Origin of the sequence: Paenibacillus plantiphilus, from assembly GCF_927798095.1 — a bacterium.
Taxonomy (GTDB): Bacteria; Bacillota; Bacilli; order Paenibacillales; family Paenibacillaceae; genus Paenibacillus_Z; species Paenibacillus_Z plantiphilus.
This window is the reverse complement of record NZ_CAKMMF010000032.1, coordinates 25,724-50,529: the sequence shown is the minus strand read 5'-3', so window position 1 is coordinate 50,529 and position 24,806 is coordinate 25,724. Positions and strand designations below refer to the sequence as shown.

General features: G+C 49.1%; 19 protein-coding genes. 9 read left to right on the top strand and 10 right to left on the bottom strand.

Annotated features, from left to right (window positions below; genetic code table 11):
* Window positions 1–59: 59 nt before the first annotated feature.
* The 7 genes from L6H65_RS22285 (at window position 60) to L6H65_RS22255 (ending at window position 9,338) form a co-directional block, all read left to right on the top strand.
* The gene (locus L6H65_RS22285; protein WP_236345020.1) at window positions 60–1,310 is read left to right on the top strand and encodes a YheC/YheD family endospore coat-associated protein; all 1,251 of its coding nucleotides are present in this window, start codon (window positions 60–62) and stop codon (window positions 1,308–1,310) included.
* The gene (locus L6H65_RS22280; protein WP_236345019.1) at window positions 1,307–2,680 is read left to right on the top strand and encodes a YheC/YheD family endospore coat-associated protein; all 1,374 of its coding nucleotides are present in this window, start codon (window positions 1,307–1,309) and stop codon (window positions 2,678–2,680) included. The genes L6H65_RS22285 and L6H65_RS22280 overlap by 4 nt, the downstream gene beginning before the upstream one ends.
* Window positions 2,681–3,820: a YheC/YheD family endospore coat-associated protein gene (locus L6H65_RS22275; RefSeq protein ID WP_236345018.1), complete on the top strand. Its 1,140-nt coding sequence runs from the start codon at window positions 2,681–2,683 to the stop codon at window positions 3,818–3,820.
* Window positions 3,821–3,835: 15 nt separating this feature from the next.
* On the top strand, window positions 3,836–4,324 hold the full coding sequence (locus tag L6H65_RS22270; protein WP_236345017.1) for a GNAT family N-acetyltransferase: 489 nt from the start codon (window positions 3,836–3,838) through the stop codon (window positions 4,322–4,324).
* 105 nt (window positions 4,325–4,429) lie between these two features.
* Window positions 4,430–5,599 carry a YheC/YheD family endospore coat-associated protein gene (locus tag L6H65_RS22265; RefSeq protein WP_236345016.1) on the top strand — a complete coding sequence of 390 codons (1,170 nt, stop codon included), beginning with the start codon at window positions 4,430–4,432 and terminating at the stop codon, window positions 5,597–5,599.
* A 302-nt stretch (window positions 5,600–5,901) separates the two neighbouring features.
* Window positions 5,902–7,665: an ABC transporter ATP-binding protein gene (locus L6H65_RS22260; RefSeq protein ID WP_236345015.1), complete on the top strand. Its 1,764-nt coding sequence runs from the start codon at window positions 5,902–5,904 to the stop codon at window positions 7,663–7,665.
* Window positions 7,662–9,338 carry an ABC transporter ATP-binding protein gene (locus L6H65_RS22255; RefSeq protein ID WP_236345013.1) on the top strand — a complete coding sequence of 559 codons (1,677 nt, stop codon included), beginning with the start codon at window positions 7,662–7,664 and terminating at the stop codon, window positions 9,336–9,338. Before L6H65_RS22260 ends, L6H65_RS22255 begins: the two co-directional genes overlap by 4 nt.
* 92 nt (window positions 9,339–9,430) lie before the next feature.
* Here the strand turns inward: L6H65_RS22255 and L6H65_RS22250 are convergent, their stop codons facing one another.
* From L6H65_RS22250 to L6H65_RS22210, 9 genes are all read right to left on the bottom strand, one after another.
* Window positions 9,431–10,105 carry an HAD family hydrolase gene (locus L6H65_RS22250; protein ID WP_236345011.1) on the bottom strand — a complete coding sequence of 225 codons (675 nt, stop codon included), beginning with the start codon at window positions 10,103–10,105 and terminating at the stop codon, window positions 9,431–9,433.
* A gap of 64 nt (window positions 10,106–10,169) precedes the next feature.
* Window positions 10,170–11,321 carry a phosphodiester glycosidase family protein gene (locus L6H65_RS22245; RefSeq protein ID WP_371877757.1) on the bottom strand — a complete coding sequence of 384 codons (1,152 nt, stop codon included), beginning with the start codon at window positions 11,319–11,321 and terminating at the stop codon, window positions 10,170–10,172.
* 99 nt (window positions 11,322–11,420) lie between these two features.
* A complete protein-coding gene (locus L6H65_RS22240; protein WP_236345009.1) occupies window positions 11,421–12,272 on the bottom strand; it encodes an STM4011 family radical SAM protein in 852 nt (283 codons plus the stop codon).
* Window positions 12,269–13,645 carry an STM4012 family radical SAM protein gene (locus L6H65_RS22235; protein WP_236345034.1) on the bottom strand — a complete coding sequence of 459 codons (1,377 nt, stop codon included), beginning with the start codon at window positions 13,643–13,645 and terminating at the stop codon, window positions 12,269–12,271. The genes L6H65_RS22240 and L6H65_RS22235 overlap by 4 nt, the downstream gene beginning before the upstream one ends.
* A gap of 113 nt (window positions 13,646–13,758) precedes the next feature.
* On the bottom strand, window positions 13,759–14,541 hold the full coding sequence (locus L6H65_RS22230; protein WP_236345008.1) for an STM4013/SEN3800 family hydrolase: 783 nt from the start codon (window positions 14,539–14,541) through the stop codon (window positions 13,759–13,761).
* A gap of 15 nt (window positions 14,542–14,556) precedes the next feature.
* Window positions 14,557–15,777, bottom strand: a complete 1,221-nt coding sequence (locus L6H65_RS22225; protein ID WP_236345007.1) for an STM4014 family protein — start codon at window positions 15,775–15,777, stop codon at window positions 14,557–14,559.
* Window position 15,778: 1 nt separating this feature from the next.
* On the bottom strand, window positions 15,779–16,618 hold the full coding sequence (locus L6H65_RS22220) for an STM4015 family protein (protein WP_236345006.1): 840 nt from the start codon (window positions 16,616–16,618) through the stop codon (window positions 15,779–15,781).
* A 336-nt stretch (window positions 16,619–16,954) separates the two neighbouring features.
* The gene (locus tag L6H65_RS22215; RefSeq protein WP_236345005.1) at window positions 16,955–20,635 is read right to left on the bottom strand and encodes a hypothetical protein; all 3,681 of its coding nucleotides are present in this window, start codon (window positions 20,633–20,635) and stop codon (window positions 16,955–16,957) included.
* Window positions 20,636–20,734: 99 nt separating this feature from the next.
* The gene (locus L6H65_RS22210) at window positions 20,735–22,177 is read right to left on the bottom strand and encodes a hypothetical protein (protein ID WP_236345004.1); all 1,443 of its coding nucleotides are present in this window, start codon (window positions 22,175–22,177) and stop codon (window positions 20,735–20,737) included.
* Window positions 22,178–22,566: 389 nt separating this feature from the next.
* Here L6H65_RS22210 and L6H65_RS22205 point away from each other — a divergent pair, with 389 nt between their 5' ends.
* Both L6H65_RS22205 and L6H65_RS22200 read left to right on the top strand, forming a co-directional pair.
* Window positions 22,567–23,067 (top strand): hypothetical protein, encoded by a 501-nt coding sequence (locus L6H65_RS22205; RefSeq protein WP_236345003.1) that lies wholly within the window; start codon window positions 22,567–22,569, stop codon window positions 23,065–23,067.
* A gap of 1 nt (window position 23,068) precedes the next feature.
* On the top strand, window positions 23,069–23,728 hold the full coding sequence (locus tag L6H65_RS22200) for a PspA/IM30 family protein (RefSeq protein ID WP_236345002.1): 660 nt from the start codon (window positions 23,069–23,071) through the stop codon (window positions 23,726–23,728).
* Between the two features lie 107 nt (window positions 23,729–23,835).
* On the opposite strand, the gene L6H65_RS22195 is transcribed toward L6H65_RS22200, so the two are convergent.
* A complete protein-coding gene (locus L6H65_RS22195) occupies window positions 23,836–24,681 on the bottom strand; it encodes a hypothetical protein (RefSeq protein ID WP_236345000.1) in 846 nt (281 codons plus the stop codon).
* Window positions 24,682–24,806 lie beyond the last annotated feature (125 nt).

Genomic DNA, 24,806 nt, shown 5'->3' with positions numbered 1-24,806 from the left:
TGCAAGATCGTTCTGCCATCGTCATGTAATGAAAGGTAATTCTAGAGGGAGGTTGAAGCATGACACGATTAATGGGGGTCGTTCCGACTGTTGGCGTTATGGTTAGCGAGCGGGCAGGCCGTATGGAAGAAGCAGCGAATGGCCCCATCATGCTGCCCGAGGATGCCTACTGCCGAAATCTTTGCCAATCGGGGAAGAAGCTCGGACTGTTGGTCTGTGTATTCGACACCTCATGCTTCGGCTCCAGCACAAGAGGCATGACGGGCTATCTGTTAGAGAATGGCCAGTGGAAGGCCACCTGCATTCCCTATCCCCATTGCGTCTATGATCGATCATTGTGCAGCAACACCGAGCAGAGGCAGCGACACAACCTGATACTGGCCCAACTTCAGCGCCGCAAACCGTATATCCTGTTGAACGGAGAGCTCCCTGGCAAATGGGAGGTCTATTCCGCAATGCGACAGGATGATAAGCTGCGGCCATATTTGCCCCCGACGTACCGCTTTGAAGGGATTCATACACTCGCTCATTTCATGTCCGATTACCTGCAAGGGTTGTTTCTCAAGCCATCCGCCGGCATGCAAGGCAGAGGCGCAATCCGGCTGCTGCAGACGCCGAAGGGATGGGAGCTCGATGGGCGGAATCGCCGCAATAAGCCCATTTCTTGCAAGCTCCTACGCAATTCCGCCCCTACCGATACCGATGATTCTGCAAGCGCCCAAGCACTTCTCGTCCTCAAGCGGTTTATCGGCTCCTCCTCTTATATTGTCCAGCCTTATCTGCGTCTGGTCGATCAGGATGGGAAGCCTTATGATATTCGAGCGCTCATTCAGAAGGATGAACACGGCCGCTGGTCGCTGACAGGCTCCGCCCTGCGTGAAGGCATTGCCGGTGGCATAACCGCCAACCTGCACGGCGGCGGGGCTGCACGACATGCGGAGGATGCACTGGAAGAGCGCTTCGGCCCGGATAAAGCAGCTAGTCTGCTCCGACGCATACGTCGGATAAGCGAGCATGCAGCCCTTTGCCTGGAAAGCCGATTCGGCCGTTTCGCTGAGCTGGGGCTCGACTTTGGCATTGAGCCTGACGGACGCTTATGGCTGCTTGAGGCTAATGCTAAACCTGGGCGATCATCCTTCGCAGCCGACCGGGACCTTGCAAAACTTGCTGTTGAGCGGCCGCTGCGTTACGCCAAGCTGATTATTACTCGCAGGTATCCCTTCGTTCAAGTTCAGAACCTTGTCCATCACCACGACGATGCTGCTGTTGACCGATTCCAAAGGAAATACGTCCAGGAGGTTCATCCATGAGTTTGACATCATGCCATATACATTTCTCACCAGCCAGCGAAAAGATCGTCTACTTGTCGGGTTCGCTCCTCAAGTCGCTCAAGCTGTCCGGCAAAAAAACGGTTCATTTGAAGCTAGGCAAGGAAACCATCATCGCCAATGTGAAACCCATCCAGCGCCAAGGAAACCACCTCTATCTATCCGCTGGCATCAGACAGTCTATAAGAGTGCCCAAGACGGGCAGCATCTCGCTGCTGAAAGCAGAGGACAACGAAGTGCAGATCGGTCCGCTGATCGGTGTACTGACAGATTCTGGCGACCGTTCCTCCGGTCAGCCGTTCGGCAACAGAACGGGATATATCCGGCAGCTGCTACGCACAGGCGAGCGCAAAGCTTACCTGTTTGCATTTACTCCGCGCGATATTAACTGGCAGCAGGAAACGATCAACGGCTATTTCCTGAACGGTCAGAGCGGGTGGTATCGCAAGGTCGTGCCGCTGCCAGATGTTGTCTACAACCGGCTTCCGAGCAGGAGAGCGGAGACAACGGCAACGATCATGTCTCTTCGCGAGCGGTTTATCCGCAAGCAAATTCCTTTTTTCAACTGGAGCTTCTTCAATAAATCAGATGTGTACAAATTGCTGGATCAGGACGTTGAGGCACTGCAATTTCTACCCGAATCCGTGAACAATCCTAAGCCTGAGAAGATTAAAGAAATGCTGGAGAAGCATCAGTTTATTTATTACAAGCCGTCTGCCGGCAGCCTTGGCATCGGTATTTACCGGCTAACCTATCACCCCAAGCGGGGATACTTTGCCCGTTATCGTCGCGGCAATACGAACGTGCTGCTCCGCTTCACCAACTTCAACAGTCTCATGCGCATGCTTCAAGCCAGACACGGCAGCACTCTTGGCCGCTATGTCAGCCAGCAAGGAGTACGTCTCATCGAAATTGACGGATGTCCGATCGACTTCCGATTTCATATGCATAAGAACGGAAGCAATGAATGGGTCCCTGTAGGGATCGGCGCCAAAAAAGCTGGCAGAGGCAGCGTCACAACCCACATCAAGAACGGCGGATCGCTGCTTACGCCCGATCAGGCGCTTGGCAGAACGTTCGGCGACCGCGCTGACGAGATGCTTATTAAAGCGAAGGAGGTTTCAATTAAGCTCTCGGAAGCCATTGAGCGCAACTTCCCCCATACGCTTGGCGAGCTTGGGCTTGACATCGGTATCGATAAGGACGGCGAGGTTTGGATGTTCGAAGCGAACGCCAAGCCCGGACGCTCTATATTCAGTCATCCTGCCCTGCGATCACAAGGCCGTGATTCACTCTCCCACATCCTGGATCACTGCATGTATCTGAGCAGGTTCCACGGGGGGGACAGTTAGATGGAATGTGAAGTCCAGGATGAAACGGCAATTGGTGAAATCCAGAGCAAGAAGCCAGTTCTGGCCATCCTGACCATTGAGGATGATGCTCAACTATTCCGCGGCAACCGCACCAATTTCTCCGATCTGATTCTTACCGGCCGCGAGCATGGCTTTATCGTCTATGTGCTGACAGTGAAACATCTGAAGCTGTCGGGAAATCAATTGAACGGCTTCAACTATGACCACGCAACCGAAAGCTGGCAGCTGCAGAAGTTCCCTTTTCCAGACCTCATTTACAACCGTATACCGCTGCGTGAGGATGAACTGCTTCCCGGGGTAAGGCGCAAGATTCGCGCCTGCCTCCATAATCCCCGGGTAACGCTGTTCAATCCCTCTTTCTTCAACAAATGGAGTCTGTTCAAATGGCTTCGGCAATCCAGAGTAACGAGGCCATTCATCCCAACAACGAGGCGCATGGTATCCAGACAAGGACTAGGAAAAATGATGATTAAACATAATTTCCTATACTTGAAGCCGATAAGCGGCAAAGCCGGAAAAGGCATCATGACCCTTCGGCTGCAGCCGGAGAAGCAGTTTCCCTACAAGCTTAAGATTCAAGCGGATAAGAAGAGCATTACCTACAACTGCGGATCGATTACGAAGCTCTGGAATCGGATTAAGAAGGAAAGCACCGGAGAAAGATATATTGCGCAACAGGGCATTCAGCTCGCTTCATTCAATGAGAGATGCTTCGATCTTCGGGCTCTTGTACAGAAGAATCAACGAGGTCAATGGGACATATCCGGCATTGGAGCCAGGTTAGCCGGTACGCTCAGCATTACGACTCATGTGCCTCGGGGCGGGAGCATTGATGATCCGGAACGGCTGCTTGTCAGTGCATTTGGTCAAGAAGAGGCGCGTAAGCTTCTAGTAAAAGCGCGCAGCACCTCCCTTCTCATCGCTAAGCAAATCGAACGGGGATCAGGTCAAAGCTTAGTAGAGATGTCCATGGATCTCGGCGTCGATTCGGATGGGAACATCTGGTTTTTCGAAGCAAACGCCAAACCGATGAAATTCGACGAGCCCGATATTCGGAAGCGATCCTTGGAGCGTATTTTTCAATATGGCAGATTCGTGGTGAAAATGAAGAGCAAATAAGAGGAGGATTCAAGGATGGAAGTGATGCTTCTTAATGCAGCGCAATGGCCCGCCGTCAAGAAGAAGCTCCTTGCATTCGCCAGACGTTACGGTGACTCCCGCCTGACTGCCGCGGGCCTCCGTGCATTGAATGAGCTGGAGCCCTTCCATTTACATGAGGCTGCATTTGATTCAACCGCAGCCAAAGATGCTGCCCCTGCCGTGGTTGCAATTGCGCTCCTTGAAGGGAAGCTGGCTGGATTCGCCTTCTCGTTAAGCGCGGGGGAGCATGCCTGTCTGGTTGTCGTCCGCCCGCATTCCCGCGGTCTTGGCATCGGAAGCGAGCTTCTGCGGAAGCTGCAAAGCCGCTGCAATATGCTCACCTGCAGCGTCGCCACCGATAATCCGGCAAGCATGGGAATGTGCTTTCGCGCAGGCATGAAAGCAGTCAGCCTGGAGCAAGGTCCCACAGGAAAGCCTACGCTGCGGTTTCAAAGCGGAGAGGAAAGCTGCCCGCTGCTATAGAAAGTCTCGCATGGAACAGCATGGCAGGCTTGCGATGCAGCCCTCTGCTCCTGCTGACGCTTCGCTTCTCAGATGAGGCGCAGAATATTTTGAGGAGGTATTCGCATGGGCCAGCCCGTGCTCGGCATTCTAACGCTCTATCTCAATGACAATGGATTGCTTGAAGAGAAGCCAATCTATCAGAAGATGACGACTGCCGGGCGAAAGCTTGGATTGGATGTTTTTGTTTTCACCCCGCAGGATGTTAATTATAAACAAAATAAAATCAATGCGCTCATCTACAATCCAAGCTCACATACCTGGACCCGCAAATGGCGCTCCTTTCCCCATATGATCTTCGATCGATGCCGAATTCAGCGCAGTCACAGATTCGAGCAGCTAGGGAAATTCCGCAAGCAATACGGCCATCTGACCTTTCTTAACCGGGTTCTGCGCAATAAGTGGATCGTCTACCGCACGATGAGCAAGGATATGCGATTTCGAGCCCACCTGCCCCAGACAAGGATGTATGAGGGTCAGAATGATCTGACAGAGATGATCCGCAAGTACCCTCTTGTCTACCTGAAGCCCATTAATGGTACTGGCGGTCGGGGTATTCTGCGTATCGAGAAGCAGCGCGACGGCAGCTATCTCATTCAAGGCCGCGACCAGTCCCGCCGTATTATTAGCCCCCAGCGGGTTCAACTATCCGCTCTTCATGGACGATTGGCGGAATGGGACTTGAAGGGCAACCGTTATTTGGTCCAGCAGGGCATACAGCTCAAGCTGCCCAATGGCCGCGTGCATGACTATCGCATGCTCGTACAGAAGAATGGCGAGGGCGTCTGGGAAGTGACCGGCTGCGCAGGCCGAATCGGCTCATCCGGGAGTATTACGTCCAATCTTCATGGCGGCGGTCAAGCGGTAACGATGCATTCGCTTCTTGAGAAGTGGATTAAGGATGACGAAATCGTGCAGGCCGTCAGGACGGAAGCTGAAGAAGTCAGTATCGAAATGGCAGCTTTTCTGGAGCAATCCTATGGACGGCTGTGTGAGCTGGCACTGGATCTCGCCATAGATCGCAGGGGACACATCTGGCTTCTTGAGGTTAACCCAAAGCCGGCTCGCGAGGTGTTCATGAAAGCCGGCGAACGGGAAACCTACAAACGCGCAATTGTTAAACCGCTGGAGTATGCTGTCTGGCTTTACAACGAGAAGAAGCAGCGCAAGGATAAGACCGTGTCTGTATCCGCGCCTTCTACAGAGCCGCAAAACGAAGAGAATCCCGGAATGTAATGAAGTGCCTCCTTATCGTCTAGAATAAATAACTGAATTTCAGAGGGCGAACGCCCTCTCTTTTCTTTTCCAGCTCCCCTTGTTTGAAAATGTTTAATACCCCTGTTCCCAACTGCATATCGCTGAGTGACCCTCCGATACTTCTCACATTCATACCGATCAAATGAAGGTACATAAGTTAAATTAATTCTTTTATATGAATAAAATCTTCCATATATGTTATGATCAATGTTACATTAAGTTCGAGATGTGAAATAATGAGAAAGCTAGCTTCATCCTGAGGCCTAATGAAAGGAGATTTCATGAAAGATAAAGCAACTTCTTTTAAATATATAGCCATGCTTTTTAAGTGGAATAGCAAGTTTAAGTATCTGTACTTTATTTTAATTTTAATGGTCATTATATCTTCTATTCTGGGAGTCTGTTATTCAGAAGGTCTTAAACAATTAGTAAACGGGGCCAATATAAAAAGGGAACAACTTTTAATAAGAGGGGCTTTCATCCTGTTCTCTGTCTTTATTCTTCAGTTCGTTATTCAGTATTTTTTTATTTTCGTAAAACAGAAGCTAAATAATTTGACCGTACTGAATCTTCAAGAAATAGTAGTAAATCACATACTTCATTCAAAAATCCATTCCCCTCAAGACCTGCAAACTGGTGATGTTGCATATCGAACTCTTGATCTTACTGAATCCGCACAGACTACATTTAACAACAAATCATTCGAATTTTTCAACAATATTTTGTCTGTATTATTTATAGCAATTTATTTATCTTTCATTAATATGGAATTAACCTTAGGTAGTATTGTAATAGGGTTTGTTTTTCCATTATTCGCTAAATTGATTGTTTCTAAGCAGGTACGACTTTCCTACGATAAAAAACAAGAGTATGATTCACGTTTAGTCAGTTTTTCACAAGAATCATTTGAAAATACCGAAATCATTCAAACGCATGCAATGAATACAGTTCTGGAAAATAAATTCAATAAAATTTTGGAAAACAGATTAAAAATTACAAAACGGATTCTAATATTTCAAAGTATCAATGCGCGTATTTCTACGATTGTAAAAATTATAGGATTATTGTTTATATTTGGTTACGGCGGCTTGCTCGCATACAATCAATCAATAGATATAGGCTCTCTAATCGTATTTTCAATCGCTTTCTTGAACACGATACTACCCCTTGCTAATTTATCCTCCATCTGGTTTGATCTTCAGAAAGCTATATCTGATCTAGTTAGATTGGAAAGCATACTTAATACTTCTATCAAAGAGGATGATGAGGAAGCTATTCTGGCAAATAGTGATGATGAGGCTCTCGATCGAATTGAATTTCATAACGTTTCTTTTCAGCACCATGATATACCGATTCTCTCCGGTTTGAACCTCATCATTGACTCTGGCTCCTTCGTAGCATTAGTAGGTCCAAGCGGTAGTGGAAAAAGTACCATCTTAAAACTGTTATTACGCCTATATGAACCGTCAAATGGAGAAATCCACATGAATGGTAAGCCTCTTAGTAAAATGTCAACCCAAGAGATCCGCAAAAAAGCCGCATATATTCCTCAGAATCCTGAACTTTTTTCCGGTACGATAAAAGATAACATTCGATACGGTAATTTAAAAGCATCGGACGATGAGATCGTAGAGGCTGCAAAGCTGGCCAATATACATGACTTTATAGAGACTTTGACAGGTGGTTATGATTCCCATGTTGCAGAAGAGGGATCTACTCTCTCAGGCGGCCAAAAGCAGCGAATTTGTATTGCAAGAGCTATACTTTCTAACTCAGCTGTTCTTTTATATGATGAACCGACATCGTCTCTCGATCCCTCCAATGACGAACATATTTGGAGAACAATATTACATCTGTCACAGAAGAAAACTTCAATTATAATAAGCCATAACATCAGCAACCTGAAGCATGTCGATCATATCATTTATATTGATAATGGATTAATTATTGAGCAAGGGTCACATGAGGATTTACTTAAACTAGGAGGGGCCTATTCTAGTCTTTATAGACTTGAGATTATGAACAGAAAGGAGAACGGCACTTGAACCTAAAACTTATTAAAGAAGACATGAAATTATTTAAATACATGCTAGACTATTTATTGCTCTATAAACCTTTACTAGTAATAGCATGTATATTACCGCTACTTGAAGTCTTTCATTATGTCTCATTTGCTGCAGTTCAAGAGATGCTCATTAATAACTTAAAGCTTTCAAACATTACAGCCCATAAAGAAATACTCATCATATACTCTTCTATTGCATTTGCCTTAATTGTTTGTTTTCTACTTTTCTTTTATATTAACAGCCTTTTAAACGAATATATTCAGAAGGACTTAATGAATCGCTTTTACCATAAATCCAATCGGATAAATGACGGCGACTTTGAACGCAAGCATACGGGTGATAGGATTACACGTTTAACTGTAGATGTTCCTCAAGGCTCTCAGATCGTAGGTTCCATTCTTTTTAGCATCATCTTTTGGTTAGCTTTTTTCTTAACAAGTTTTTATTACTTAGCGAAAATTAATTTATCAATTACAATTCTCGTAATTGCCACTACTCCAATCTATTTATTAGTAGGTAAATTTTTCACCAGTCGGATTCGCAAAGGTTTCTCTACTCTACAAATGATCAAATCATCCAACCGTTCAAAATTACAAGAGATGACTCAGAATATGATATCGGTAAAAACATTTAGATTAGAATCCTTCTTTCTGAAGCAGTTTCGCATGAATCAAACTGAATGGAATAAGAACACATTAAAAGTGACTCAATACCATAGTCTCTTAGAACAATCGATACAATTGACAGCTAACATTATTCGTCTCGCCGCATTCGTGCTTTTAGCCCATCAGGTCATGACCGATAAAATATCACTAGGAGCCCTCGTCCTCTTTATCTCTTTAATCAGTGCTCTGCAAGAACCTATAAAAGAGATCGCTAACGAAATCGGCAACTCTCAAAAAAGTTTTGTTTCACTTAAACGCTTAATGGATATTTTACGTCATCAACCACCACAGAACAAATCTTCCTTGCCCTCTTTTCATCCAAATAAACCAGCGCTACATCTTATGAATCTAAGTTTTAATCATCATAATCATACGATTATTGATCATGTAAATATTAAAATTAATCATGGTGAAAAGATTGCCATCATTGGTCCAAGTGGCTCAGGGAAATCTACATTAGCAAAAATATTATGTGGTCTGCACAGAGACTATTCAGGGAGCATTGCGTGTTATGGGGAAAATATACTGGACTATCCTAATGAATTGTCTTCAGCAATAACCTATGTTGCACAAGACGCCAAGTTATTTTCAGGTTCTGTAAAAGATATTCTTACTTGCTTCCAGAAATCTTATAGTCAGGAAGCTGTTATAAACGCTGCCAAAATGGCTGACGCTCACGATTTCATTTCGCTATTGCCAAATAAATACGATACCTTAATAAAGGAACGCGGCCATTCACTTTCCGGCGGACAGAAGCAGAAGCTGGCAATCGCATGTGCTTTATTGCGGAATACACCAATAATAATATTCGATGAGTCCACGTCAGCACTTGATAATCAAAGTGAACAACGTATCCTGGAGAAATTATGTTTGTTAACGGATAAAACTATGATCTTTATTACACACAGACATATGACACTTAAAAACATGAATCGTATTCTTAAATTATCAGAAAAACGGCTAGTTGAAACAATCCCAGAAAGCTAAGCAAGCTAACTGGCTTCTGTATGGTACTCACAGAAGCCAGTTAGCAGAGTAGCAATAATTCTAAGTGTCACACTAAATGAAGACCTTTCCGATTATACAAGCTCCAGCAGCTCTCTGAAATCAGTAATGAGCTTGTCCGCGCCGTTCAATTCTTCCTTGCGCCCATATGCGGCATATGCGCAGCCGACAACGGCCAGTCCATTGCTTTTGCCCGCTTCGACGTCGGAAGAACGATCTCCGACCATCCATCCGCTCTCGATTGAATGATCCTTCAATAATCGGGCTACCAAATCATTCTTGGAGGCCGTCTTATATTCACCTGCGCTGTACAAGCCGTCGAACAGGTCGCTGATGCCTTTGTAACGGGCAATTTCCTTGACATATCGCTCCAAGCCGTTGCTGGCTACGAACAGCTTGCACCCGCGAGCCTTCAGCTCCGCCAGCGTTGATTCCACATGGTCATACAAGCGGCCCTCGCCAGCCTCCAGCGCTTCAATCTCATATTGAAGCATGAGCGTATCCGCACGCTTGCGGGCCGCTTCTGTGCTTCCGGGTATAAGGATATGCCAGATGTCCTCCAACAGCATGCCGAGACAGCCCAGCAGCTTATCGATCGGCGGCGCTGGCTCCGTGTATAAGCCCTCTTCTCGAAGCGTTCGAAAAATCCGCTCGTGTACGCTAACAAGAATTGTCTCCGTCTCGAATAACGTGCCGTCCATGTCAAATATAAATGCTTGAGGCGCTGCAGACTTGCTTCCGATGTTCATTGGCCCATCCCCTTCCCAGTCTGCCCTAATAATACTGAAAAGACCGTTCAGGAGCAAGGAGCGTCTACCACTGGGCCGCATTGATATCTTGTGGTCGAAGTCCCTCCCAGATGTTCGGAATGTCGACCTCCTCAGGATGCTCGAATACAAGGAAAGCAGTTGGCAAATACCGTCCGTTGCCGCTTTTATCCGATGGCTTATTCAGTATCTCGCCGTCCTTGACCAGCACCGACGATGAGCCGCCATCCAGATTTGCAGCGATTACCGCCCCATTCTCAAGCATAATCTGCTGCACATCATACAGATTCGCTCCAATGCTATGGCCTGGCTGCCTGCCGTCGATGACGACGAATAGAATTGCGCCGTCCTCCCGCTGGCCCATTGCCGTGCGAGGGGCAATGCCCCAGCCGTCCTTGGCGTTCTTGATCAAGCCCTTGCCATTGACGATAATTCGCGGCTGAAAGGTAACTGCTTCACGAATGCCCAGCTCTTGCATTTCCTTCATCGAATAGCGTCCAGCGATCATCGTGCCGGACTCATCGATTCCAACGACCTGTGTCGATTTGCTCTTCCCGATGTCATCGTAATAGACCTTCCCTTGCGAGATAACAACGCCGATAGGCTGAAATCCATTTCCCTGCCAATTCGGATCTGCAAAGCCTCCTCCGTTCACGCCGGCAATAGCGCCTGTCCGTTTTACCATACTGTCAACCTTTTCACCTCTGCCCAGCTTGGAGGGTACGCCCAGACGAATTTTGGTCGGATCGCTAACGATCATCAGATACCCCTTGTATCCAATTCCGGAAATCGGTTTAATCTCCACAAGCGGCTTGTCCTGCTCCTCATCAGGCTCCGACGCATTCGAAGGATCGGTCACCGGAAGATGGATGACATGCGTGTCCCGCTCTACCCCCATCGCGTCAAAGTTGCGCTGATACTCGGCAACACGCTGATCCAGCGCTTCTTGACCGATTATATATTTCGCCCAATTGCGATGCTTTGTAGTTATCACCGTATCTGCCATAAGATAACGGAATTCATTGCCCGATGGAGTTAGGAAGAGCCATCCTAGCGCCAGCGTGCCCGACAGCATCATAAAGGTCATGGCATACAGCATCCACCTAAGGAACCGACCCCTTCGCTGCTTGACGCGCTTTCTCCGAATCGTCCCTAACCGATTGAGGACCGGCTGGCCCGTGGGATCAATCGACCTCATTTTTGTTTCCATACACGCACTTCGCCTCCTCCAATCTCATCCCATCAAATCAGTTGACGAAGTGTGGATGAAAAAGGTTTCAGCAAAGAAACAGCAGCATCAGCGATAAATCCGCTCCAGCATTCGGTCGCCATACAAGCTGGCAAGCTGCAATTCCGGCATATGGATATACCCAATATAGCAATCGCAGCACTTCATCCTGCATGGGCGGCGCTTCGACAGACCCTCCAAGCCGTCACGATAAAGACTCCCTATCACTTGGCGGTCCTTGTAACAGCGCTTTACTATACCGGGTCCCTGTACATAGAACACATTATAGCCAGTATCGCAGTCTCTGCCCGTACTCTCATAATCCGTTAAATTACGGTCAAACAGCGGATCAATGGCACGCAAATAATCGACATCCGCCTCGGAATAATAGTCCGGCTTGTCCTTGAAGGCGTTGACCCACATGTAGACATCATCCGGCAGGGCACGGCGAAGCGATGAGATTGCCTGGAATGCGCTCTTCACTCCAACCGAACCAACACTGAAAGGAATGCCGCGGCGATACAGCTCCCTGCACTGCGCAGCAAACTGGCTCTCCCCTGTCTGCCCTGGATGATAGGTGACCCAGAAGGCGGCTTTGGCCGGGTTCAGCGCATCGGTCCAATCCAGTCTTGCCGAGAGATTGGTCTGTATTGCCACCTTCTCGACATGCGCCATATGCGACAGCTCCGTTATAGCATTGCGGTACCAACGATGGGTGAGACCTTCGCCATAGGGATTAAAAAATATCGACAGCACATGGCCCATTCCAGCCTGCTCGCGCACCCAATCGACGAATGCCTCCAGCCCCTCCCGGTCCTTTGCAAGCGTCGCTGCGCTGTCCTTGTTCTTGCTGAACGGACAATATGGACAGTCATAATTGCAGGAGGACAAGCTGCCGCGATAATAGAGTGCAGCCTTCATGCCAACACATATCCTTCCATCTGCTTCCGAACCTCAGGCGAGATGAACCAGTCCCCGATGGCATCCGAATAGGCAATACCCTCATCCGTAAGGCGAAGCAGCATCGCATCTAGCTCAGCAAGCCCTGTTTCGGTCAGCAGCAACAGCTCTGGAAAATCATCAAGCACGCGGCTCCCAAATCGTTCCTCATAGGCAGCTAGCTCCAGCCCTTCCCGATGCAGGATCGCTTTCAGAATGAAGCGACGCTGCTGCTCGGGTATGCTCAGAATGATGCCGTAATCTGCCGTATCATACCGCTCCGCTGCAACGTAATCGGCGATAATGCTGGCCGTTGCGCTGCGGCTGACGCCATAGCGAGATGCGTAGTGGACGCTGCGAGTATAAGAACGTGCACCGCAGCCCAGTCCCACCATGCCTTCTTCCTGACAGCCATAAGGCAGAAGGGATTTGACAGAGCTCGCATCCGCCTTGGCGAATCTGCGCATGGAATACTGCGTATAGCCCCGTGACAGCAGCTCCTCGCGTGCGGCAATATAATGGGCCATACGGTTGTCCGTCTCACTGCTCTCCTTAATATCCTTAGGCTTTACAATAGTATGCTCGCGCGTATACAGCGGATAGAGGAAGATTTCTTCGGGCTCATAGGACAGCGCACGACCGAGAGAATACATCCATGATTCTATCGTCTGTCCTGGCAGGCCATAGATCAAATCAAGATTTAGGATCGGAAACCGCTGTAATTTCAACAGCTCCAGCGCTCGTTCTACTTCAAGCGGATGCTGTGGACGGTAAATGGCCGCCGCTTCTGTCTCCACAAAGCTTTGAATGCCCATGCTGACCCGATCCACATGATGTGCCTTGAGTATGCGAAGCCGCTCTTCCGTTACCGTCTCCGGCGATGCCTCAACAGAAATTGATGCCTTCTGCGAGTCCAGTCCCATTATTCCACTGGCAATATGGAACAACCGCTCCAGCAGCGCCGGTTCCAGCAAAGTAGGCGTTCCGCCGCCAATGGCGAATCGGGCGAATGCCTTATGTCCCACATAAGGAGTCCATTGTCTCGCTTGACGTTCCAGGGCATTCACATACTGCTCATGGACACTATGCCGCTTGTCCGGCAGAGTGAATAGATTGCAGAATCCGCAGCGCGCCCCGCAAAAGGGAATATGCATATACAGGAAGAAGGTCTCTGCCGGCTCGGCGCTCCACAGTTTTGACAGCTCTATCCCGCTCCCCAGCTCGCCATACGCTGTCTTATGCGGATAGGAGTACAAGTAGGAGCGGTATGGCTCGGCAAGCAAGCTTTCCTTCCAATCGCGGAGAAACTCTGCGTCTTTCTCCCCTTTATTCATATAGAGAGGATGAGCTTCCATCATCTTCAGGCCACATCCTTTTCAATTAAAAAGCTATCTTATTATAGGTGGCAGCTATCGTGCTTCCTTTGACTTGCCATTGGGAGCCAATTTCATTTTAATCCCTCATATATCTATAAAATAAATTCACGATAAGGCACATTCCAGACCACCTCATGTGCGAGCCGATGTCCTTCATAGCCGTCCTCGCCATAAGCGGTGCCATGATCCGAGAATACAAGGCATAGCACCGGACGCTCACGCTTCCGCATAGCCGCAAACAATCGTCCAAGCTCCCCGTCCACATATCGCAGAGCGGCGCGCTGCGTCTCAACGGAGTCTCGCCTGGCTCCGGGCACATAATAATGATTGGGGCCGTGTATGGCCGATACGTTCAGAAACAGGAACAGACGCTCATTCCGTTCCACCTGTTCCAGCAGCCGAAGCGCATGGTTAACCTGATGCTCTGTGGAGCGGGGGTTCGTCACGCCGAAGGTCATGCGCCAGAAGCTTTGCTGGAAGTAGCTAGGAAGCACCTTGGCTAGCGCCACCTTTTTCGTAAAAAAAATGACGCCTCCGATACAAATCGTTCTGTACCCCTCCGCTTGAAGTCCAGATACAATATCCGGCGTGTCGAAAAGCCAGGTATGAGGATGCGTCCTCATGCCCGTATTGCGGGAATGAAACAGCCGAATATGCTCGGATTTGTCCGTTGTCGCCGGCGTAGGCAGGAAGCCCCCGAAAAAAGCATGATGCGCCGCATAAGTAAAGCTCCCCGGCGTGTGCCGCTTCTCCCAATGTCCGCCGCCGCATAGATTCGGACAGTTCTCCTCCTCCAGAACGGCTGCATCGTAACGCAATGTATCCAATGTAATCATCACAATATCGTGGCTGCCAACAATTTCATTCATATTCATGACTACAATCTCTCCCTACCTCTCGAAGCCAAGCCGCTTCATTTGCCATGCATAGGCGTCCATACCGTGATAGGTTACGTTGTACAGCAAATCACCAAACGGATTGACGTCCACCACGTAGGGCTGTTGCGATCCTCTTCCGATCAGAACATCAATGCCCGCTACAGATGAGCCAGGGAAGGCTGCAAGCGCTCCCTCTGCACAACTCTTAACTTGATCCTGCACACCTTGGGATAGCTGAAGTTCATCCAGACTCATTCGCTCGCTGCGCAAATGGAGGTTCGTAATGGGGGTTCGACTGACACGCGCAACGCTATGGCAGGCTTCACCGCCGATGACAAGCTGCCGAATATCGAACGTTCGATCACCGTATCCAGCCTTAGCCACCCACTGCTCGGCATGAGCGCCATGCTTCAGGAGCCAATTCATTATGGGACGGATTGCCGCTTGCTCGGTATAGCGGCGCAGCTTCAACGCGTTGTAATATTGCGGCGGCTTGGCAATAAAGCTGTCGAAGCCGACGGTTGTGACCGCCAGCTCTGCGCCCGTCCTGGGATTGATCTGGTAAGCAACAACCCCGCAAGCGCCTGATCCTGTGGCCAGCTTGAGAAAGATACGATGCAGCCGCTTCTTGATCATCGTCTCGTGCAATGTCTCGTAATCCGGTATCTCATCAGGAGATGCCAACAGCCGGGGTACGGGTACACCGGCCGTCGTAAGCACTTCATGGGTTCGACGCTTATCGAACATGTCTGCTATATCCGCTGGAGCATTCATCCACCTTGGGGCGGGCCATAACGCTTCCGCCTCGCGTTCTAGCCGAGCGAGCAAACGGCTATATCCCCGAAACCACTGTGAGGGATGATACAACCGGCCCCTCTGCTCCACAAGTGCTGCCGCTGCACGTACGGACATCGGCTGTGGATCACTTCTGTCTCCGGCCGGATGCAGACGATCGGCATCCCTTTCCCTTGCAGCATCAGGCGCTCCAAGCATGATCAACTCACGCTCCACCTCGAAGTGCTCTCCCGGCGCATCAAGCCGCAGCAAGGGCCGCCCGCCGCTTCGCCCCAGCATTCCGCCCCGCTCCGCTGCCTCTGAGAGAGATTTCGATCCCCTTAGCAGATCTAGATACGGTACGACTACGGCTGGCGCTAAGCCCAGCAGCTTGCGTGCTTCCTGCAGACCCGCTGTACGCCGATTCTCAGCATTGCCAATAACGATCATGCGTTCCATCCTATTCAGTCAAGGCAGGGTAACGATAGTCATCATCCGATTCCTGCTGCTCGCTCACATCCACATGAAGTCCCGATTGCTGCAAACGGCTTATCATTACATCGGACATGTAATGATGGCTTAAATTCAGAAACTGCAGCTTCTTCACTCTCTCGCTGCCCAGCAGCGCTTCCGCCCCTTTGTCCGACAGCGTGCCCATTGACAGGTCCAGCGTATGTAATTGATCGAGAATTGGAGCCTGGGCCAGCGCAATAGCGATTTCATCCTGAATCTCGCTATTCTTCAATCCTAGATACGTTAATGCCGGGAATTTGTCGGGTTCGATAAGCGGAAGAATCGTGTCCAGATCACCGTCGAAGCCGTAATCATCTACACCCATATACAATTCCAGCTTCTTCAAACGCGGAAATTGTCCACCATGAATACTGGCTATAACATCCTCACCCAGCCCGCCGCAAATGATGACTAGCTCTTCCAGCTTCTCATGGCGCGCAGGGTCAAGCTCAAGCTGGCTGCTGCCCTTAATCGTTAATGACACCAGTTCGGGATAAGCGGTCAATAACGGCGCCAAATTCGATTGCAGAATCCAAGAAACTTCACATTCTTCAAAGTCCATATCCCCGATAAACAGCTTGCGCAGACCAGGGAATTGTCCGTTCAGCCGTACAAGCGTCTCCACAATTTCACTGGAATCATTCTCATATGCGCCTCCCCAATCCCCGATAATGAGGCTGGTCAGCTCCTTGGCCGCTGGACCATTAGCCAGCTCCTCCAGCATATCCTGCATTTTCTTGCCCTCTTCATACTCATCGTAGCCAATGGATAGCTTCACTTCAGTCATTGTCAGTTCCTCCTACTAGATGTGTATCAAATTCTTTCATTTTCTCGCATGAAGATCCTTATAAAGGTTGAAAACAGATTGCCAAGCTTTCGGTAATATACTACCAATATTTATCATTAGCAGTCTATATAAAATGAACGTAAACTTTTTTGTTTTTGGCTTAAAACCAAAATCAGCGGTTGACGTATCGAAGAACAAGCCGCTGCGGGTTCGGAGGATTCTTCCGACCCTTCGCTGTATTCGCACAGAGCCATTTTTTTGTATCGTTCATGAATCAGAAATCCCCGCATACGATTCATCCAGCCATCGTATGCGGGGATTTCATGCAAGCTTGGGTCAGCTGTTGTACATAAGCTCATCTGCTAGAATCGTTGTTCCCGTACGCACCACGGCAGAGCCTGTGCTCAGCTCAAGCGCGCCGCAACTGACCAGCGCTGCAATGTATTTGCCGCCGTAAGGTGTAGACGGCGGAAGCAGGCCAGCTACTCCGCCTACAATATTGCCGATGAAGGTAATGACGTCCTCGATTCCCTTCCACGATGCCAGTACGATCCGTCCCGCCTTGTCCCGATCGGTATAGATCGCATAGATCAGCTTGGCCACATTGGCGATCTCCGCAACGATGGAGATGATGATCTTAATGATATGCCCCGCCTTGGATTCCCCCGGGAAGCAAATATCGTATAGATTTTTGATCAGGAAACCCCACTTGATCGCCCATGCGGCGATATTGCCCGGATCCGTCCATTTGCCAAACGGTACCGTCAGCGCCACCTGCAGCAGACAGAACGGCGACTCCACAGCAGCCGGAATCTTCGACTCCGCGCAGGTTGCCACTACCTCCGCCTTGCGCCAAATATGATACATGCTCGCGCTTGCCAAGCCGCCGATGTAAGAATAGATCTTCAGCACGCTGGCAGTGTCATTGGCTGACGCTTCATCCGCAATGCCCTGCATAGGACCTTCTTCTTTTATTTTGCGGAAGAACGTCTCGCTATCCATTGCTGCAAGCTCTCCCCCGTCTTTCGGGAACGGCGCTTTACCCTTCAACAGCTTGTACGCATAGGTTGATGGAATCGCCAGAAGCAGCGAAATAATATCGAGCACCGACATTTTGTCCGACTTGGCGAACTCCTTGTAGAAGGCCGAGATGATCGGCAAATTGACATCCTTATTGATCAGATCCTCGACGGTATGCATAATCTCCTCGATCACCTTGAGGAGGCTGACGATCATATTCTTGCCGACATTAAGCAGGCCGATCGCTGCATCACCAGCCAGAATTTCCAGCGATGAAGCCACAGAAAGCTCCTTGTCCTTGAACAGCTTCTGGAAATCCTCGCCGAATCGCTTCACATCCTCTTCGACATCATGAAGCGTCGGCACTATCGTATCATTGAACAGCTTGCGGAGCCTGTCGAGATAGCCGTCGTTCATCACATTGGGAGCCTGAAGCGATGCCAGCACCTTTTCATGCATCACCCCACCGCGCATCAGGTAGCTGGAATAATGGCCTGCCGGGCTCTGCTCCATGAAATGAAGCGCCTTCTTGCTGTCCGGCGCCGCGTCATCCTTCTTCCCTTTATCAGCTGATTGAAGCGTTGCGTTCAAGCCTTTCATATCCTTCAGCTCTCCGCGCCTGTTCTTAAGTGAATGAACGATATCCTCGAAGAACTTGTCGACTTTCTTCTCCGCCTTGCGAATTTCACTGCGCCCGAACGCCAGATTGTTGTTGACGGCTTGCACGAGAACCTGCTTCGTCGCCAGAACGTCATCCCAATTGAACAAAAATCCGAGCCAGCCGACAATTTTATCAAGATCTATGCCCAGCGTATTCTCAAGCAGCCAGCTGAGCGTGCTGTATACATGACTCAAGCAATTCATTGTAAATTTGTATATTTCCCGGCCAATCTTGAGCGCGAATTGCCAGATCGGCCCCGTCTTCACGACGATGAACTCATAGGCATCGTGCAAAGCGTTCTTCGCCCAAGCCAGCACATCGCCGGTGAATCGTCTGATGGCCTCCTCGAACCAGTCCCCGTTGGCTGCACCGGGCAAATCGAGAGCCACTGCCGAGGACATCATCATAAATGCCTCTTCCTCTTGATAATAGTTCAATCCAGCCTCTCGGCTGAAAGACATGCCGAATGCTCCAGACCATTGCTCCCTGTCATTGGCAGCCTCAAGAGGTGAATGGACGCTTGCAGCTGTCCCGTCCTTAGGAAGATCGCCGGCAACCTTCTGAAGACTGCAAACTCCCTTCACAGCAGAATCCAGATTTCCTTTGCGGTCCGCATCAACAAGCTCGCGGCCATCCTGCAGCTTCACCTTGCCCAGGTCATCCGCGCTCTTGATTGCATTCAATCCGTCATGTACTTTGGCTGCAGGATTTATGACAATTCGGCTTGCAAAGGACGGATGCTCCAGATACAGCACAGGCGTGCTTATATCGTCTGCAAGCGTAATAATCGAGATGTCGCCGTATGCATCCGGTGTTATCATAACGGAGTCGCCCTTGCTCAATGTATAGCTGATGCTGTTAGCCTCAAGCTGAACATAATCGGAGGCTGACAGACGGAATTGGAGCGAGGCTTCTCCTTCATTCTTCCCGCTGCCGTCACTCTCGGCCAGCTTCTGCTCCAGCTCAGGGAAGAATGGCGATCCATCCGCTTTCTTCATATGCAGCTTTGTGGCATAGGCTTTAAGCTTCCGTACCTGTCCATCATCCGGCAAGGAAATACTCGTCGAGCTCCACAGCCTTGTCTCCGGCGCTTGCGCCATAACGAGCAGTTTGTTCTCTCCTTCCTTCATTAGAACAGTGTCCGCCTGCAGCTTGCTGTTCCGAATCGGAGCAAGGCTGGTCACGCCGCTGCGGATAACGATGGCCTTCTCCCATGCCGTGTCTTCCGCGCCAAGCAGTGGACCTCCTTCTGTTTCATCCTCCGCCTCTGTCGCCAATGCCGCTGCAACCATCGCATTTTTGATGCCGCTAATATAATGCAGCCGGTTTTCCTTCGAAAGACCCCATACCGAAACCTTGTCTTCGTCATCACGCACAATAATTTGCTTAATGCCAGCTGTTGTCGCTGCATTCGCGAGCTCTGCGACATACTGTCTGCTTTTCACAGAGGATTGATTGCGCGCTGGTATGCGATGAATGCCGTCTCCGCCAATATACAGATCGGTGAATCCCTTCGATCCGGCTGACAGAGCATCGAGCGAGCGGGCCCCTTGCGGTACAGGAAGCTCCACATTATGCGTCTTGCCGTAGGTATCCTTGACAGAGGTGAATACAAGCCGAAGCGCAGCCTCCTTGCGATACAGTGTGTAGACTCCCCGACCGAGCGCATGGCTGCCCGGTGTCAGCGCAATGATTTCCTGGGCGTTCTCCGGCATCGGGAACTGCTCCCACAGTCCGGCTTGCGCGCCAGGAGCCGTTTGCACGATATAATGCTGCGCCTTATCATGCGCTTCATCATCCTGCGTTGCTGCTATCAATATCGGAAATCCCGCCTTGTCGTCATCCGTTCCAAGATGAAGGCTGCCGATTCGGTGCGGCTTGACATCAGGGCGCTCCGCCCATTCCATCCGCTCCCACCGCTCGACATCGCCTGCCGTGTTCGGCAACGTTCTCGATACCCACAGGCTGTGGTTGCTCCCTTCTACTGCAGCAAGCGCAACTGTAATGCCGCCGCTTCTGTTCTGCGATACGGCATACGTTACAACGGGGCCACTGGCGACCTTGCCCGATAGATTAACAGCCTTCCATCCTGTTTCGGAGCCGTTTATATTCAGCACCAGATGCAGCTGACGATCCTTCATAACGGCGAACACCATCGAGTTCCCGTTGGCGTCCTCAACAACATTCAGCGGGAAGCTCTCATCCGCACTAAGCAGCGCTCCCTGCAGCGTATATTCCATCAGCTCAGACGAAACAGAGACATCAAGTTTCGTCTCCTCATTCGCTCCCGGCTTAGACAGTGTAACCTCAAACTGTTGATCAACAATATTCCTCATTTTTCTCCTCCTCAAGAAATTTAAGATTGAACATATACACAGGTTCTATGCAACGATTTCCGGCCACTCACGACCATCAATTCGAGACTGTAGTCAGCATTATTCTTTATAGGTAATATTGAAGCGTAAATTGCACTCCTGAACACCGTCAAACGCAGGGCTCGCGAAGAAAAACCGGTCTCCGAGAGGTAAAATAAGCGGCTGCAGAACAGGATAATAGGTATTGACCGATAGCAGACTAAAAAAATGAAACGTCCCCCACACACCGCTCATCAGGTTGGCGAATCGGTCCCGAATCCTCTTGTGCACGTTGGATGCGTTCGCGTAATCCTCCCGATACAACATATTATGGTTGGCATTGGCCGTGTAATCGGCGGATCGCGTAACTTCACCGTTCACCGTAATCCGGCAGTCGTCCGTGAGGGTCAAGTTCCATACCCCGCCGAATCTATCCTCCTGAACCTGAAGCGGACTAAGGCTGCCTGGCTGCCCATCCACGCTGTAGACCACCTCGCTCAATGTTTCAAAGGTAATGTCGAATACGTTCGGAAATGTCCGTGCTTGCATCTTAACTGTGCATACTGGACACACCCTGCCCTTCGCGGATAACCGAACCGAAGGCTCTGTCAGCGTCTCATCAAGCTCATCTATCGCGATCTCGCTCTGCAACGTCCAGCATTGCTTGTCCGCATGCCATTGGAATGGCTTGTCCGTCTCCATCGCATCTCTGATCGGATCCAGGAACAATCGCTGCATGAGATGCGCGGCAATCCAATACCTGCCCTGCACATCACCGGAATCTACAAGTGGTATAGAAATAGCCGGCTTGCCCGGAGGCATCTCCCGATGCTCCGTCATGATTACATAATTGAATGTGCTCCATCCTTGCCTTGCATGATGGGTAATGGTGTAGGCGATAGAAGTCGGTCTTAGCGGATCTCCGGCCTGATTAGCTCCAGAGGAGCTTGAAGGCACATAACCAAGGCCGAAAGGCTGCACGTCTTGAATTCCTTCGCGATAAAACTGCACAATAAGCGGAAGCATCACCTTCAGCGCATCGAAATCAGCGAAATTATCGATACGGGTAAGCCGGCTCTGATCGATCGTATGGACAATATCGAGAAAAAGCTGTTCAACGTCGAAATCCTCCTCCGGCAGTCCCTCCAGCCGCTTCTTCACTGAATCGGGAACGATCGGGCTGCCTAGAAGGCTATGCATCGGCAAGGATTGCTGACCGATCAATGCTTTGAAGCTCAGCACCATACCTTCAAAATCGACCGTATCCCCCGAGCTGTACGTCAATGTCCCTTTGTCAAAGCTGAGGTTCAGAATAACGTCGTCCGATTTGGCGGTTTTTTTGAGCGTTAACGTTGGAGCGCCAAGAGAGGATTCAAGGACATCGCCGCTATCTCCCTGCTGCTTCATTTCATCGCTAATCCACCCTGCCCGGTACAAGCCGAGAAGCTGTGAATTCAACGTATCCTCCGATATCGCTATGACAGCATCATAGCCCGCAAGGTCCTTCGAAGAACCTGCTTTCATCAAATCCCTCCTTTCTAAGCACTCATTTTGAAATCGTTTACAAACGACAAATTATGAGGCTCTACTAAATACGAATCGCCCATAATAGGTTTATGCTACCATATGGCTCCTATGTTGAAAAGTCATTTGCAGGACTAAAGACTCTCTCATCTAGTACCTTTAGCTCCCCCGTCTTTCAACAAACGTTAAGCTTACGCTAAGCTGCTCTTTAGTCAGGCCTAATCCTGCATTCAGGTAGCGCCTTTATACTCGGTTTTGTAGCACAGCATACGACAGGAAGGAGGTACTGCAAATGGACAACCCCAGCAATAAGCAAGGAAATTCAGACATCTGCAACGGCCCCATACATGAAGTCATCAACATTTATTCATAGAAGGAGGTGATCAGCATTGAAGAGACAATATAGCGCTATCACATGGTTTCTTGCAGGAGGATTGTTGGCTGTACTGGGTTATCTCCTCTACCACATGCCTTGGTTTCAAGGAGCCCCCGGCCACTTTGTCCAGGAAAAATATCGCTCTATGAACGGTCATGCTCCTTTCATGCGAGGCGGATTCCGCGGAGAACCGATTCATCACTCCATCCATTGGGCGTCGCTGCTATTAAAGGTTGGCGTACTGCTGCTGGGCGGGCTGATTTGGGCCAAAGGCAAAGGGATGGCGAGATGGGCCGGTGGCATACTGGCCATTATTGCAATGCTGTCCTTGTTAAACCCTCTTGTGTGCGCAGTAATCGTAGCGTTGGTCTATTTGCTCCACAGAAGATTGAACAAGCACGGTCAGACCGTGCTGCTTCATGAACCGATATCGAAACCTTGCTTGCAGCCGGAATACGACCGCGCTCAATTACTGGACGAATGGGAGAAGAACACCACTAAGGAGGAGCACTAATATGAAAATTTTCGGACGAATGAAAGAAATTGCTGCAGCAGATATCCACCACATGCTGGACCGCTTTGAGGACCCGATCAGTATGGGAAAGCATTACATTCGCCAGCTGGAGGAGCAAATCGCGAACATTCATAACGCGCTTGCCGAGCAATACGCGGCCGAACAGCAGAACAAAGCGCTTATAGCAAGGACCGAACAGGTTGTGGGCAAGCGCGCCCGTCAAGCCCAGCTTGCCGTTGACAGGGGGGAGGACAGCATCGCAGAGATCGCTTTGCAGGAGAAGCTCTATCATGGGCAAATGCTGAATGCCTATGTCGAGCAGCAGGTCATTGTCCGGCAGCAGATTGCAATCCTGAAGGAGGAGCAGATCAGGCTTGCTGATGCCTACAGGGAGTTGCAGAGCAAGCTCTCATTCCTCATTGCAAGAGTCCACGCAGCGCAAGCGATTCAAGCGGCTGCCACAGCGATGCCGTCCTTTCAAAAGGAAAAAATAATGCGCGGATTTTCCCGTATGGAAGAAAAGGTAGGGCTGATGGAAGCCAGAGCGAACGCCGTGCGGGATGCGCAGCATTCGCCATACGCCGTCCCTTATTCCCTGGACATGCAGGAGGAGGTTCAAGCCGAACTTCAGAAGCTGAAGGAAGAACGACAAGCCCTTTAACAACAGGAGTGCCCAGTAATACAAATCAGAGAGCCGATGACGTCATCGCGATTGACGTTGTCGGCTCCCTGCGTTCTGATGCGGCAGAACGGGCATTCCTTATATCATCACTTTTTTTTCAGAGATGCAATCAAACTATCATCTAATATTTCATAAGAAAACTCTGAAGGAACAACCTCTTCCCTAAACAATAAGTCTTTGCTTTCTCCATTCAGCGTGTATTGCAGATACCATTCATCACCAATTCCACTCAAAACTACTTTAGGATACGGCTCTTTAATTCTATAATGCACGCCGTTGCCCATTTCAAAGTACGTCGTACAAATAAGCTCATCCCCCCAGTATCCGTACACCGTTATTTTTTCTGGCGCCCTTGTTGCCTCAGCAATATTGCTTGGAAGATTGATTAAATCAAGATAAAATCGATTCATCATATATCTCGCGGTATCTTCGTCCATGATTCGTGATTCTCCATTAGATGCCGTTTTCATAAAATCGAAAAATTTCTCTCTATCGATTCTTAAATATAATTCCAAATGCTTCTCTTCAGCATGATAGTTCAACAAAGGCTCTGACATATTAATTAAATTGGAGCTGCTAATATTATTACTCTCGATATATGATCTAATTAGCTCATCATTGGGCTCCTTCGTTTTCAAATCAATCTCTCTTTGCAGGATCGGTACAACAATAACGATTGCTATTAATACTGCTGGGATTAAGAAAGCAACGCCTGCCAGCCGTTCTTCGGACAACCACTTTTTACTCTTGAAAAACAAGTAAACAGAAAATAGCACAGAAAATACTACAAACGTATCCTTGAAAATAAATAAAAACGGAAACATCAACAGCAGTATAAAACCAGATTCATACGATGCGAAAAACAATAATAACCATATAGCTAATAAAAAATAACCTGCAATTAACAAGATTCTCCTGCGTTTCGACATCATTGCACCCTCTTCTTTTTCATGTTCGCATCCTATCTATATATTAATTAGGAATTAAATCTATCCTTTTATTCTAAACATATATTTGAATTAATTCTTTAATTAGACATCATCCATTTAAGTTTGTA